Genomic DNA, 12,543 nt, shown 5'->3' on the forward strand with positions numbered 1-12,543 from the left:
TCTTTGCGGCATCACCGTGCAATCACCTGAGAGAAATCGCTGCATGAATGTGGCTGTCTCCCCGACAGGGCGCTGTTTGAACTGGAGACGCCTGCTGCGGGTGGCGGTTCTTTGTCTGCTCGCGCCTGGCGCATTTGCCCAGGCTCCCAGCCCTGCCGATTCCCGTGCCCAGGCGGTCACCCAAGTGGTGCTTGGCATTCTCAGTTACGCGCGTTGGCCGGTGGAGCCAGCGCAACTGCGGCTGTGCATTGTCGGGCCGACCCAATACACCGACGACCTGGTCAAAGGCACCACCCAGGCCACGGGCCGGCCAGTGGTGGTGCAGCGGTTGCTGGCCGATCACTCAGATATCGTCAATGCCTGTGACGCCGTGTACATCGGCAACCTCACGGATGACGAACGCAGCCGCCTGTTCGCCTCGTTGATCGGCCATCCGGTACTCAGCATCAGCGAAGGCGGCGACCAATGCACCGTGGGCAGTCTGTTTTGCCTGCGGGTGAGTGATGAGCAAGTGTCTTTCGAGGTCAACCTCGATTCGGTGGCGCGCAGCGGCGTGCGCATTCATCCCAGCGTGTTGCAGCTGTCTCGCCGCCGGGCGCCCGTGCCATGAAAGTCGGTCATGTGCGACCGACCTTGCGTTCGGTCATCGGTCGCGGGCATCTGATCCTGGCATTGGTGGCGGTGACCCTGGCCAGTGTGTCCATGACCCTGCTTGGTGTATTGGCGCTGCGGGTCTATGCCGAACACAACCTGCACTTGATCGCTCGCTCCATCAACTACACCGTGGAAGCGGCGGTGGTGTTCAACGACAGCGCCGCCGCCACCGAATCCTTGAGCCTCATAGCATCCACCGAGGAAGTGGCCCGGGCCGAAGTGTTCAGTGCCAACGGCAAGCTGCTGGCGCAATGGATACGCCCGGAAACCGGCATGCTGTCGCGGGTCGAACTTGAACTGGCGCATGCCTTGCTCGAACAACCGATCAGTCAGCCGATCCTCCATCAAGGGCGCAACATCGGCAGCATCCAGTTGACCGGTCACGGCGGTAGCCTGCTGCGTTTCCTGCTCAGCGGGCTGGCCGGAATCCTGATCTGTACCGCCCTCAGCGCATGGGTGGCCCTGCACCTGGCGCGGCGCCTGTTGCGTGGCATTACCGGACCGCTGCAAAGCCTCGCCGATGTGGCCCACGCGGCCCGCAGCGAGCGCGACTTCGATCGGCGGGTGCCGCCGGCACGTATCGCCGAACTCGACAGCCTGGGCAGCGACTTCAATGCCTTGCTCGGCGAGATGGAAGCCTGGCAGAGCCACTTGCAAAGCGAAAACGAGACCCTCGCGCACCAGGCCTACCACGACAGCCTGACCGGCTTGCCCAACCGGGCCTTCTTTGAAGGTCGCTTGGTTCGTGCGTTGCGCAGTGCATCCAAGGTCAACGAGCGGGTCGCGGTGCTGTTTCTCGACAGCGACCGCTTCAAAGATATCAACGACAACTTCGGCCACGCCGCCGGCGATGCGGTGCTGGTGGCCGTCGCCGACCGCGTGCGTGCGCAACTGCGTGAAGGTGACCTGGTGGCGCGCCTGGGCGGTGATGAGTTCGCTATCCTGCTGGCACCGTTGCACAAGATTGAAGACGCCCAGCGCATCGCCGACAAGATCATCGCCAGCATGGACTTGCCGATTGCCGTGCCCGGCGACGCGCAGGTGTTCACTTCACTCAGTATCGGCATTGCCCTTTACCCCGATCACGGCGCCACGCCCGGCGACTTGCTCAATGCTGCCGACGCAGCGATGTACCAGGTCAAGCGCCTGGCCTCGGGCGGCCAGCAAACGGCGGAACCGGACCCGCCTATTGTCAACGTTCACCACAGGAGCTGATCCCTTGTTCTCGATTGCACGTGTTTTGTTCATGTCGTTGCTGATGGCTTTCCTGGCCCTCGGCGGCTGTCAGACGGCCCCACCCAAAGGCCTGACCCCGGCGCAGGTCGCCGTGCTCAAGCAACAGGGCTTTGAACTGACCGACGAAGGTTGGGCGTTCGGCCTGTCCGGCAAAGTGCTGTTTGGCAGCGACGTCGAGTCCCTCAACCAACCCAGCACTGACATCGTCCAGCGTATCGGCAAGGCCTTGCTGGGCGTGGGCATCGAGCGTGTACGCATCGACGGCCATACCGACACCTCCGGCAAGGAAACCTACAACCAATTGTTGTCCCTGCGCCGGGCTAAAAGCGTGGCGTCGGTGCTGAACAGCGTGGGAATGAAAGAAGAAAACATCCAACTGCGCGGCCTGGGCAGCAGCCAGCCGGTGGTGTCCAACGACACCGCGGCGGGACGCACCGAGAATCGGCGGGTGTCGATTGTGGTGACGTCGGACTGAGTAGAGTCAGCCAGTCCCGGTTTGCAATGCAATCAAGTGTGGGAGCAAGCCCCCTCCCACAGTTGGACTACGGTGTGCTGGAGACGGTGTTCGCTTAACGGCTCGGCGTCATTGCCTGCGTCAAATCATCCACCACTGCCTTGCCCATCTCGCACATCCATGGCGGCTTCCATGGCGAGTTTCTGGGAGTAGAAAAGCAGGGGGGACGCGTGTTCCAGCGCTTCGTTGAGTGGCATGCCGGCGTTGACCCGGAACAGCGGTTTTTCGTTTTCGCCGTAATCGCCGAAGGTGACGACGCCGAGGGTGGTCGCTGTACGCAGGTTAGCGAACCGGACCCAGGACCCGGCAGACCCGAAGGTCTCCCACGCACAGCCGCCATAACACGAGAACGACAAGCACGAAGCTCCTGCCGTTGGTGGCTGTGTCCGGGTTCGCGTCGCTAAACCCGTTCACTGATGTCAGCGAAGTACGGAGGCTAGTGACTCAAACCCTAAGGCGCAATAGGCCGGAGATTCTCTAGGAATCAATCGTCCTGCAATTTAAAGGGAATCGTCGTTGATGGCTCTTTAATCCGCAAACCGCATCTCCCGCGTCTCCCCCATCAACAACCCCCGATTCTGCTCCGTCACTTCGCGGATGTAGTCCCACAACAACGTAATCCGCTTCAACTTGCGCAAGTCCTCCCGGCAATACATCCAGAACTGCCGCGTAATCTCAATCTGCTCTCCCAGCACCGGCAATAACCGTGGGTCCTGCGCCGCCAAAAAGCACGGCAGGATCGCCATCGACCGCCCTTGCTGCGCCGCTACGTATTGCGCGATCACGCTGGTGCTGCGCAGGCTGGCGCTGGCGCCGGGTACGACGTTGGCCAGGTAGAGCAGCTCCGAGCTGAAGGCCAGGTCGTCCACATAGCTGATGAAGGGATGCTCGGCCAAGTCCGCCGGGCGGTGGATGGGCGGGTGTTGGTCGAGGTAGTCCTGGGTCGCGTATAGCTGCAGTTTGTAGTCGCACAGTTTGCAGCACACATACGGCCCGTGTTCCGGGCGTTCCAGGGCGATGACGATGTCGGCTTCGCGCTTGGACAGGCTGATGAAGTGGGGCAGGGGCAGGATGTCGACCGAGATCGCCGGGTAGGTGTCGACGAAATGGCTCAGTTGCGGGGTGACGAAGAAGCTGCCGAAGCCTTCGGTGCAGCCCATGCGTACGTGGCCGGACAGCGCCACGCCGGAGCCGGAGACTTGCTCGCAAGCCATGTGCAAGGTGCTTTCGATGGATTCGGCGTAGCCCAGCAGGCGCTGGCCCTCGGGGGTGAGGACGAAGCCGTTGGTCCGGGATTTTTCGAACAGCAAGGTGCCGAGCGAGACTTCCAGTGAGCTGATGCGTCGCGACACCGTGGTGTAGTCCACCGCCAGGCGCTTGGCGGCGACGCTGGCCTTGCGGGTGCGGGCCACTTCGAGGAAAAACTTCAGGTCGTCCCAGTTCAGGGAACCCAGCGATGTGATGTTTTTTTGCATATTGGACCGGCTTTTATGTGCGTTCTTATTAGAGATTTGCACATCTATACTCCAAAAACAGTCCGAACGCCTCATCTTCAAGGCGATTCAACGCCTTGGTTCTCTGCATATAAATAAGAATTGGAGACCACATGAACGCATCTGCCGATATTTCCGTGCAACAGGTCAAGTTGCTGATCAACGGTGAATGGGTCGAGTCAACGACCACCCACTGGCAAGACATCGTCAACCCGGCCACCCAGCAAGTGCTGGCCAAAGTCCCGTTCGCCACGGCCGATGAAGTCAACGCCGCCATCGACGCCGCCCATCGCGCCTTCCAGACCTGGAAGCTGACGCCCATCGGCGCACGCATGCGCATCATGCTCAAGCTGCAAGCCCTGATTCGTGAACATTCCAAGCGCATTGCCGTGGTCCTCAGCGCCGAGCAGGGTAAGACGATTGCTGATGCCGAGGGCGATATTTTCCGTGGCCTGGAAGTGGTGGAGCACGCGTGTTCCATCGGCACTCTGCAAATGGGTGAATTCGCTGAAAACGTTGCCGGCGGGGTCGACACCTACACCCTGCGCCAACCCATCGGCGTGTGCGCCGGGATTACCCCGTTCAACTTCCCGGCGATGATTCCGCTGTGGATGTTCCCGATGGCGATTGCCTGCGGTAACACCTTCGTTCTCAAGCCGTCCGAGCAGGACCCGCTGTCGACCATGCTGCTGGTGGAGCTGGCGCTGGAAGCCGGTGTGCCGGCCGGCGTGCTCAACGTGGTACATGGCGGCAAGGACGTGGTGGACGCGCTGTGCACCCATAAAGACATCAAGGCGGTGTCGTTCGTCGGTTCGACCGCCGTGGGCACTCACGTGTATGACTTGGCCGGCAAACACGGCAAGCGCGTGCAGTCGATGATGGGCGCCAAGAACCATGCGGTGGTGCTGCCGGATGCCAATCGCGAACACACCCTCAACGCCCTGGTCGGTGCCGGTTTCGGCGCGGCGGGCCAGCGTTGCATGGCCACTTCGGTGGTGGTGCTGGTGGGCGCGGCCAAGCAGTGGCTGCCGGATCTGAAAGCGCTGGCGCAAAAACTCAAGGTCAATGCCGGCAGCGAAGCCGGTACCGATGTGGGCCCGGTGATTTCCAAGCGCGCCAAGGCTCGCATCCTGGAGTTGATCGAAAGCGGTGTGAAAGAGGGCGCCAAGCTGGAACTGGACGGGCGTGACATCCAGGTGCCGGGTTTCGAGCAAGGCAACTTCGTCGGCCCGACCCTGTTCTCGGGCGTGACCACTGATATGCAGATCTACACCCAGGAAATTTTCGGCCCGGTGCTGGTGGTGCTGGAAGTCGACACCCTTGATGAGGCGATCGCGCTGGTCAACGCCAACCCGTTCGGCAACGGCACTGGCCTGTTCACCCAGAGCGGGGCGGCAGCGCGTAAGTTCCAGAGCGAAATCGATGTGGGCCAGGTCGGCATCAACATCCCGATCCCGGTACCGGTGCCGTTCTTCAGCTTTACCGGTTCGCGCGGTTCCAAGCTCGGCGACCTTGGCCCGTACGGCAAGCAAGTGGTGCAGTTCTACACCCAGACCAAAACCGTCACCAGCCGCTGGTTCGATGACGACACGGTCAACGATGGCGTCAACACCACCATCAACCTGCGCTGATCCAGGAGACGACCATGAAGATTGCATTTATCGGCTTGGGCAACATGGGCGCACCCATGGCCCGCAACCTGATCAAGGCTGGCCATGCGCTGAACCTGTTCGACCTGAACCAGAGCGTGCTCAAGGAGCTGGCCGAGCTGGGCGGCCGCATCAGCGACTCGCCGCGTGATGCCGCCACCGGCGCCGAGCTGGTGATTACCATGCTGCCGGCCGCCGCCCATGTGCGCAGCGTCTGGCTGGGGGAAGACGGCGTATTGGCCGGGATCGGCCAAGGCGTGCCGGCAGTGGATTGCAGCACCATCGACCCGCAAACCATCCGCGATGTCGCGGCTGCGGCGGCCAAGCAAGGAGTGGCCGTCGCTGATGCACCGGTCTCCGGCGGCACTGGCGGCGCGCAAGCCGGGACGCTGACCTTCATGGTCGGCGCCACCGCGGAACTGTTCGCCACCCTGCAACCGGTGCTGGCGCAGATGGGCCGCAATATTGTGCAGTGCGGCGACGTTGGCACGGGGCAGATCGCCAAGATCTGCAACAACCTGCTGCTCGGCATCAGCATGGTCGGCGTCAGCGAAGCCATGGCCCTGGGCGATGCATTGGGTATCGACACCCAGGTGCTGGCCGGGATCATCAACAGCTCGACCGGGCGTTGCTGGAGTTCCGACACGTACAACCCGTGGCCGGGCGTGATCGAAACCGCGCCGTCATCGCGGGGTTATACCGGTGGTTTCGGTGCCGACCTGATGCTCAAGGACCTGGGGCTGGCCACCGAAGCCGCTCGCCAGGCGAAGCAGCCGGTGATCCTCGGCGCTGTGGCCCAACAGTTGTATCAATCGATGAGCCAGCGCGGGGAAGGGGGTAAGGACTTCTCGGCGATCATCAACAGCTACCGCAAGCCCAAATAAACATCGCCTGTGGCGAGGGCGCTTGTTCCCTCGCCACCATTTATTGCGGTTCAGGCAAACACAAAATACTTACGCACCGTCTCAACCACTTCCCACGTCCCCTTCATCCCCGGCTCCACTACAAAGATATCCCCCGCGCGCAAATGGATCGGCGCCAGGCCTTCCGGGGTGATCACGCAGTAGCCTTCCTGGAAATGGCAGTATTCCCACTTCACGTATTCCACGTACCACTTGCCCGGTGTGCAGATCCAGGTGCCCATGATCTTGCTGCCGTCTTCGCTGGTGTAGGCGTTGAGGTTGACGGTGTGCGGGTCGCCTTCGAGCTTTTCCCATTTGCAGGCATCCAGGACCGGCAAGGGGTGCGTGTCGCGCAGTACGGTGATGGGTGTGGACATGATGACTCCGAGGCAGGGAATGGAAAGATGCACCCTAAGGCCTTGGGCGTTGCGCCAGTGGTCTGAACTCGACATCGGGATGCCCAGAAGCGCAGGCGAATACGACTCCTCAGGCCATGTGCAGTCAATGTGGGAGGGGCAGCGCCACTGTGGCTCGGCGACATTTTCGAGCGTAAATAAGCCGTTTTCTCGCAGTAAGTGCGAAAGATTTCCCGCTTGGCGCCGGAATTCGCAAGAAAATTCACGACTGGCCCTCGTATCATTCACTTCATTCACGACCGAGAGCCTTGATATGAACCCAATAAAAACGTGGTGGGACATCAGCCCGCCCTTGAGTACGGCGACCCCGACCTGGCCGGGGGATACGCCGTTCCAGGAAGAGCGCGTGTGGCAGTTCGGCCCGGAGTGCCCGGTGAATGTCGGGCGCATTACCTTGTCGCCGCACACCGGCGCCCATGTCGATGCGCCGCTGCATTACAGCGCGGACGGCGCGCCGATCGGCGAAGTGTCGCTGGACGTGTACATGGGCCCGTGCCGCGTGTTGCACTGCCTGGACAGCGGCGCGCTGGTGCAGCCGCAGCAGTTGCACGGGCGTGTGGATAACTTGCCGGAACGTGTGTTGCTGCGCACTTATCCACAGGCGCCGCTGACCGAATGGGATGCGAACTTCACCACCATCGCCCCGCAGACTATCGAGCTGCTCGCCAGCCTGGGCGTGCGCCTGGTCGGTATCGACACGCCGTCCCTGGACCCGCAACAGTCCAAGACCATGGATGCCCACAACGCCGTGGCCCGCCATGGCATGGCGATACTCGAAGGCATCGTCCTCGATGACGTGCCGGAGGGCGACTATGAACTGATCGCCCTGCCGCTGCGGTTTGCCCACCTCGACGCCAGCCCGGTTCGCGCAATCCTGCGCCCGCTTTTGGAGCCGACGCGATGAGCCAGTGTCCCTTCTCTCCAGACTATAAGCAGGCAGATCAGCAACCGCCGGAAGAATGGCATAACGCCCAGTTGAATTTTTCCGAGTCCATGAGCTACGGCGACTACCTGGACCTGGGCAAAGTCCTCAGCGCCCAGCACCCGCTGTCGCCGGACCACAACGAGATGCTCTTTATCATCCAGCACCAGACCTCCGAGCTGTGGATGAAACTGATGCTCCACGAACTCAAGGCCGCCCGCGAACACTTGCGCCTGGGCGAGTTGCCGCCGGCGTTCAAGATGCTGGCGCGGGTCTCGCGGATCTTCGATCAACTGGTACACGCCTGGGCGGTGCTGGCGACCATGACCCCGTCGGAGTACAAGGCGATTCGCCCGTTCCTCGGCCAATCGTCCGGGTTCCAGTCGTTCCAGTACCGTGAGATCGAGTTCATCCTCGGCAACAAAAGCCCGGCGCTGTTGCGGCCTCATGCCCATCGCCCGCAATTGTTGCAAGAACTGCAAGTGGCGATCGCCACGCCGTCGCTGTACGACGAAGCGATCAACTTGATGGTCAAGGCCGGCCTGACGATCGACCCGCAACGCGCCGAACGTGACCCGACGGCGGCGACGGTTCACGATGCCTCCGTGGAAGCGGCGTGGCGCGAGGTCTACCGTGACCCGAGCCGTTATTGGGACCTGTACCAGTTGGCCGAAAAGTTTATCGACCTGGAAGACTCCTTCCGCCAATGGCGCTTTCGCCATGCGACCACGGTGGAACGGATCATCGGCTTCCAGCCCGGCACCGGCGGCACCGAGGGCGTGGGTTACCTGCGCAAGATGCTCGACACGGTGCTGTTCCCCGAGCTGTGGCGAGTACGTTCCACGCTCTAAACAAAAAGCCCCGGATCACCGGGGCTTTTCATTTGGAATGCAACCAAATGTGGGGGCTTGCTCCCACAGGAGTATTACTGCGCGGCGGCTACCGCTTTCGCCTTACTGACGCGCAAGCGGTAGGCAATGTAGATCACCCCCACCCAAACCGGCATCGCAAACACCGAATTGCGAATCCCCGGAATCGCCAGCATCACGCTGATGATCATCAGCATGAACGCCAGGCACAGGTAGTTGCTGAACGGGAACCAGAAGGTCTTGAACGACGGCACCACGCCTTGCTCGCCCATGGCCTTGCGGAACTTGAGGTGGGTGATGCTGATCAGCGCCCAGTTGATCATCAGCGAGGCAACCACCAGCGCAAACAGCAACTCCAGCGCACTCTGCGGCGCGACGTAGTTGACCACCACGCACAGCAGCGTCACCAGCGCCGAAATCGCCAGGGCCCGCAGCGGCACGCCTTGCTTGTTGAGTTTCATCAGCGCTTTCGGTGCGTCGCCTTGCTCGGCCAGGCCGAACAGCATGCGGCTGTTGCAGTACACGCCGCTGTTGTACACCGACAGCGCCGCGGTCAGCACCACGAAGTTGAGGATGTGCGCGGCGGTGTCGTTACCGATCAGCGAGAAGATCTGCACGAACGGGCTGCCGCTGTAGGCATCGCCCGACGCGCCGAGGGTTTGCAGCAGTTGATCCCACGGGTACAGAGACAGCAGCACGGTCAGCGCGCCGACGTAGAAAATCAGGATGCGATACACCACCTGATTGATCGCTTTCGGGATCACCTTGCGTGGCTCGCTGGCCTCGGCAGCGGTGATGCCCACCAGCTCCAGGCCACCGAAGGAGAACATGATGAACGCCATGGACATCAACAGCCCCATGCCGCCATTGGGGAAGAACCCGCCGTGGCTCCACAGGTTGCTGATCGACGCTTGCGGGCCGCCGGAGCCGCTGAACAGCAGGTAGCAGCCGAGCACGATCATGCCGACGATCGCCACCACCTTGATGATCGCGAACCAGAACTCGGTCTCACCGAAGAACTTCACGTTCAGGGTGTTGATCAGGTTCACCGCGACAAAGAACACCAGCGCGCTGACCCAGGTCGGAATCTCCGGCCACCAGAACTGGATGTACTTGCCCACGGCCGTCAGTTCGGCCATGCCCACCAGCACGTAGAGCACCCAATAGTTCCAGCCCGCGAGGAAGCCCGCGTAACCGCCCCAGTATTTGTGCGCGAAGTGACTGAAGGAACCGGCCACCGGCTCTTCGACGATCATCTCACCGAGCTGGCGCATGATCAGGAACGCGATGAAACCGGCAATCGCGTAGCCGAGGATCATCGACGGCCCCGCCGACTTGAGCACGCCGGCCGAACCGAGGAACAGCCCCGTACCGATCGCGCCGCCCAAGGCAATCAGCTGAATATGCCGGTTTTTCAGGCCGCGCTTGAGGCCTACCGGGTTAACCATGTCATCCGCCATTAACATTCCCTTCTACTTGTTTTTCTCGGGGTTGATTACACGCCGTGCCCAACCCCTCAGAAGTGCTGAGGGGGCAGATATTACTCTGCGTGAACTTCTCGTAATACAACTGAACGCCATCAAGTGCCTGATCCACCAGCCATTGTTGGATGGAATCGACCATCGGAGGGGGCCCGCACACGTACAGATCGGCCGAACTGTCCCGCCATTCTCATCTCGGCGCCGGGGCATCGGCACCTGGGTGTGGAAGGGCGCTTTGCGTAGATCGATTTTGACTTTGAGGTGCAGCTTGCCGATGCGCCGCTGGAGCAAAAGCGTATGCAGCGGGTTCGTGCATTTTTTGACCGATGGTGTTGCTGCTATTTGCGCACGACCAGGTCCAACACTTCATCGCGATCCTTGATCTTCTGCAACACGATCTCCGAACGGATATCCATTACCCCCGCCGTGCGGTTCAGGTGGTTCACGATAAAGTCCGAAAAGTGCTTGAGGTTGCGCGCCTGCACCCGCAGCACGTAGTTGCTGGCGCCGGTGATCACATAGGCGCTGGCCACTTCCGGCCAGCCTTGCACCTTCTGGATAAACATCTCATGCCAATCCTCCACGTCCTGGCGCAGCGACAGGTGGACGATGGCCTCGAGCTCGATCCCCAACCGCTCGGCATTCAACACCGCACGATAGCCGCTGATGATGCCTTCGCTTTCCAGCAGGCGTAGACGGCGCAGGCAGGCGGAGGGCGACAGCGCGACTTTTTCTGCGAGTTCCTGGTTGCTGATACGGCCGTCCTGTTGCAGGAAATGCAGGAGGCGCAGGTCGGTGGCGTCGAGAATCATGCTTAGAATAAATCCGCGTGTTTTCGGTTGAACTTCGAATTTCCTACAGCTTAATTAGCTTGTTGCCCGCAACTTTGCACGAAAATTCTCTAAAGCTTCGCTCATTATTTACGGCATCTTCACTTACAAAAACCAGGACAGCCCATGATCACTCGAAGCCATTGCCAAGCCCTTGACGACCAGGACCGGTTGGCGCCGCTGCGTCACCAGTTCGCCTTGCCGCAGGGGGTGATCTACCTTGACGGCAACTCCCTCGGCGCGCGTCCGGTGGCCGCGCTTGCGCGGGCGCAGCAGGTGATCGCCGAGGAGTGGGGCAATGGCTTGATTCGCAGTTGGAACCGCGCGGGTTGGGCGGACTTGTCCCAGCGCCTGGGCAATCGCCTGGCGCCGTTGATCGGCGCGGGCGAGGGCGAGGTGGTGATCACCGATACCACTTCCATCAACCTGTTCAAGGTGCTCAGCGCCGCCTTGAGCGTGCAGCGCCAACGCGCGCCGCAGCGCAAGGTGATCGTCAGCGAAGCGAGCAACTTCCCCACCGACCTGTACATCGCCGAAGGCCTCGCCGAGTTGCTGCAACAGGGCTATTCGCTGCGCCTGGTCAACTGCCCGGACGAACTGCCCCAGGCCATCGACCAGGACGTGGCGGTGGTGATGCTCACCCACGTCAACTACAAGACCGGCTACCTGTACGACATGCACGCGCTCACCACGTTGAGCCACGAGTGCGGCGCGCTGAGCCTCTGGGACCTGGCGCATTCGGCAGGCGCGGTGCCCATCGACCTGCATCGGGCCGGCGCCGATTATGCGATCGGTTGCACCTACAAATACCTCAATGGCGGCCCCGGTTCCCAGGCGTTCGTGTGGGTCAACCCGGCGCTGGTGGACGTGGTGCGCCAGCCGTTGTCGGGCTGGTTCGGGCATACCCGGCAGTTCGCCATGGAGACGCGTTATGCACCGAGTGCCGGCATCGCGCGTTACCTGTGCGGCACCCAGCCGATCACCTCGCTGGCCATGGTGGAATGCGGCCTGGAGATTTTCGAACAGACCGACATGGCCAGCCTGCGCAGTAAATCCCTGGCCTTGACCGACCTGTTTATCGCGTGCGTCGAAGCCCGTTGCGCCGCCCATGGTCTGGTGTTGATCACCCCGCGCGAGCACGCCAGACGCGGCAGCCATGTGAGCTTCGAACACCCCGACGGTTATGCGGTGATCCAGGCGCTGATTGCCCGTGGAGTGATTGGCGACTACCGCGAGCCGCGCATCATGCGCTTTGGTTTTACGCCGCTGTACACCTGCTTTACCGAAGTGTGGGACGCCGTGGAAATCCTCGGTGAGATCCTCGACAACCGCACCTGGGACCAGGCGCAATTCAAGGTCCGTAACAGCGTCACTTGAATAAACACAGACAACAATGGGGGAGGGAGCTTGCTCCCGATAGCGCTGTATCAGCGTGCGAATCCGGCGACCGACACACCGCCATCGGGGGCTGCGGTGTTCATCCATTGAGTGTCTGACGCAGGCTCAATGTGGGAGGGGGCTTGCCCCCGATGGCGGCGGATCAGTCACCTAGGTATCGACTGAAAGGCTGCTATCAC

12 protein-coding genes and 3 pseudogenes are annotated in these 12,543 nt (G+C 61.5%); 9 read left to right on the forward strand and 6 right to left on the reverse strand.

Annotated features, from left to right (window positions below; genetic code table 11):
• The first annotated feature begins 43 nt into the window (after positions 1–43).
• The 3 genes from ACLH0J_RS08915 to ACLH0J_RS08925 are packed head-to-tail and all read left to right on the forward strand — an operon-like array spanning position 44 to position 2,365.
• Positions 44–610 (forward strand): YfiR family protein, encoded by a 567-nt coding sequence (locus tag ACLH0J_RS08915; RefSeq protein WP_411391667.1) that lies wholly within the window; start codon positions 44–46, stop codon positions 608–610.
• Positions 607–1,869 carry a diguanylate cyclase domain-containing protein gene (locus ACLH0J_RS08920; RefSeq protein ID WP_411391668.1) on the forward strand — a complete coding sequence of 421 codons (1,263 nt, stop codon included), beginning with the start codon at positions 607–609 and terminating at the stop codon, positions 1,867–1,869. The genes ACLH0J_RS08915 and ACLH0J_RS08920 overlap by 4 nt, the downstream gene beginning before the upstream one ends.
• Positions 1,870–1,873: 4 nt before the next feature.
• Positions 1,874–2,365 (forward strand): OmpA family protein, encoded by a 492-nt coding sequence (locus tag ACLH0J_RS08925; protein WP_411391669.1) that lies wholly within the window; start codon positions 1,874–1,876, stop codon positions 2,363–2,365.
• 94 nt (positions 2,366–2,459) lie between these two features.
• On the opposite strand, the pseudogene ACLH0J_RS08930 reads toward ACLH0J_RS08925, so the two are convergent.
• Together ACLH0J_RS08930 and ACLH0J_RS08935 are read right to left on the reverse strand one after the other, a co-directional pair.
• A pseudogene (locus tag ACLH0J_RS08930) lies at positions 2,460–2,685 on the reverse strand (DUF3077 domain-containing protein).
• A gap of 246 nt (positions 2,686–2,931) precedes the next feature.
• A complete protein-coding gene (locus ACLH0J_RS08935) occupies positions 2,932–3,879 on the reverse strand; it encodes a LysR family transcriptional regulator (RefSeq protein ID WP_262049802.1) in 948 nt (315 codons plus the stop codon).
• Between the two features lie 131 nt (positions 3,880–4,010).
• Here ACLH0J_RS08935 and ACLH0J_RS08940 point away from each other — a divergent pair, with 131 nt between their 5' ends.
• Complete coding sequence (locus ACLH0J_RS08940) at positions 4,011–5,528, forward strand: CoA-acylating methylmalonate-semialdehyde dehydrogenase (protein ID WP_411391670.1); 1,518 nt, start codon at positions 4,011–4,013, stop codon at positions 5,526–5,528.
• A gap of 14 nt (positions 5,529–5,542) precedes the next feature.
• Positions 5,543–6,430 (forward strand): 3-hydroxyisobutyrate dehydrogenase, encoded by an 888-nt coding sequence (mmsB, locus tag ACLH0J_RS08945; protein WP_411391671.1) that lies wholly within the window; start codon positions 5,543–5,545, stop codon positions 6,428–6,430.
• A 50-nt stretch (positions 6,431–6,480) separates the two neighbouring features.
• Here the strand turns inward: mmsB and ACLH0J_RS08950 are convergent, their stop codons facing one another.
• Positions 6,481–6,825: a cupin domain-containing protein gene (locus tag ACLH0J_RS08950; RefSeq protein ID WP_411391672.1), complete on the reverse strand. Its 345-nt coding sequence runs from the start codon at positions 6,823–6,825 to the stop codon at positions 6,481–6,483.
• Between the two features lie 292 nt (positions 6,826–7,117).
• On the opposite strand from ACLH0J_RS08950, the gene kynB reads away from it, so the two are divergent.
• Both kynB and kynA read left to right on the forward strand, forming a co-directional pair.
• Positions 7,118–7,768 carry an arylformamidase gene (kynB, locus tag ACLH0J_RS08955; RefSeq protein WP_411391673.1) on the forward strand — a complete coding sequence of 217 codons (651 nt, stop codon included), beginning with the start codon at positions 7,118–7,120 and terminating at the stop codon, positions 7,766–7,768.
• Positions 7,765–8,637: a tryptophan 2,3-dioxygenase gene (gene kynA / locus ACLH0J_RS08960; protein WP_411391674.1), complete on the forward strand. Its 873-nt coding sequence runs from the start codon at positions 7,765–7,767 to the stop codon at positions 8,635–8,637. Before kynB ends, kynA begins: the two co-directional genes overlap by 4 nt.
• A 74-nt stretch (positions 8,638–8,711) precedes the next feature.
• Here the strand turns inward: kynA and ACLH0J_RS08965 are convergent, their stop codons facing one another.
• Both ACLH0J_RS08965 and antC read right to left on the reverse strand, forming a co-directional pair.
• Positions 8,712–10,115: an amino acid permease gene (locus ACLH0J_RS08965; protein ID WP_411391675.1), complete on the reverse strand. Its 1,404-nt coding sequence runs from the start codon at positions 10,113–10,115 to the stop codon at positions 8,712–8,714.
• Between the two features lie 76 nt (positions 10,116–10,191).
• Positions 10,192–10,326, reverse strand: a pseudogene (gene antC / locus ACLH0J_RS08970) (anthranilate 1,2-dioxygenase electron transfer component AntC); the annotation flags it as partial.
• Positions 10,327–10,355: 29 nt separating this feature from the next.
• Between antC and ACLH0J_RS08975 the strand changes: the two are divergent.
• Positions 10,356–10,460, forward strand: a pseudogene (locus tag ACLH0J_RS08975) (catechol 1,2-dioxygenase); the annotation flags it as partial.
• A gap of 14 nt (positions 10,461–10,474) precedes the next feature.
• Here the strand turns inward: ACLH0J_RS08975 and ACLH0J_RS08980 are convergent.
• A complete protein-coding gene (locus ACLH0J_RS08980; RefSeq protein WP_411391676.1) occupies positions 10,475–10,948 on the reverse strand; it encodes an Lrp/AsnC family transcriptional regulator in 474 nt (157 codons plus the stop codon).
• 144 nt (positions 10,949–11,092) lie between these two features.
• On the opposite strand from ACLH0J_RS08980, the gene kynU reads away from it, so the two are divergent.
• Positions 11,093–12,343, forward strand: coding sequence for a kynureninase (kynU, locus tag ACLH0J_RS08985; RefSeq protein ID WP_411391677.1), 1,251 nt, complete (start codon positions 11,093–11,095; stop codon positions 12,341–12,343).
• The last annotated feature ends 200 nt before the right edge of the window (positions 12,344–12,543 follow it).

The sequence above is a fragment of the Pseudomonas sp. MPB23 genome (assembly GCF_046605395.1).
GTDB lineage: Bacteria > Pseudomonadota > Gammaproteobacteria > Pseudomonadales > Pseudomonadaceae > Aquipseudomonas.

Excerpts from the sequence above, each read along its gene's own strand:
- kynB (WP_411391673.1), top strand. The coding sequence starts at position 7,118 with ATGAACCCAATAAAAACGTGGTGGGACATCAGCCCGCCCTTGAGTACG.
- ACLH0J_RS08980 (WP_411391676.1), bottom strand. The coding sequence starts at position 10,948 with ATGATTCTCGACGCCACCGACCTGCGCCTCCTGCATTTCCTGCAACAG.
- ACLH0J_RS08920 (WP_411391668.1), top strand. The coding sequence starts at position 607 with ATGAAAGTCGGTCATGTGCGACCGACCTTGCGTTCGGTCATCGGTCGC.
- mmsB (WP_411391671.1), top strand. The coding sequence starts at position 5,543 with ATGAAGATTGCATTTATCGGCTTGGGCAACATGGGCGCACCCATGGCC.
- ACLH0J_RS08935 (WP_262049802.1), bottom strand. The coding sequence starts at position 3,879 with ATGCAAAAAAACATCACATCGCTGGGTTCCCTGAACTGGGACGACCTG.
- ACLH0J_RS08965 (WP_411391675.1), bottom strand. The coding sequence starts at position 10,115 with ATGGCGGATGACATGGTTAACCCGGTAGGCCTCAAGCGCGGCCTGAAA.
- kynA (WP_411391674.1), top strand. The coding sequence starts at position 7,765 with ATGAGCCAGTGTCCCTTCTCTCCAGACTATAAGCAGGCAGATCAGCAA.
- ACLH0J_RS08950 (WP_411391672.1), bottom strand. The coding sequence starts at position 6,825 with ATGTCCACACCCATCACCGTACTGCGCGACACGCACCCCTTGCCGGTC.
- kynU (WP_411391677.1), top strand. The coding sequence starts at position 11,093 with ATGATCACTCGAAGCCATTGCCAAGCCCTTGACGACCAGGACCGGTTG.
- ACLH0J_RS08940 (WP_411391670.1), top strand. The coding sequence starts at position 4,011 with ATGAACGCATCTGCCGATATTTCCGTGCAACAGGTCAAGTTGCTGATC.
- ACLH0J_RS08915 (WP_411391667.1), top strand. The coding sequence starts at position 44 with ATGAATGTGGCTGTCTCCCCGACAGGGCGCTGTTTGAACTGGAGACGC.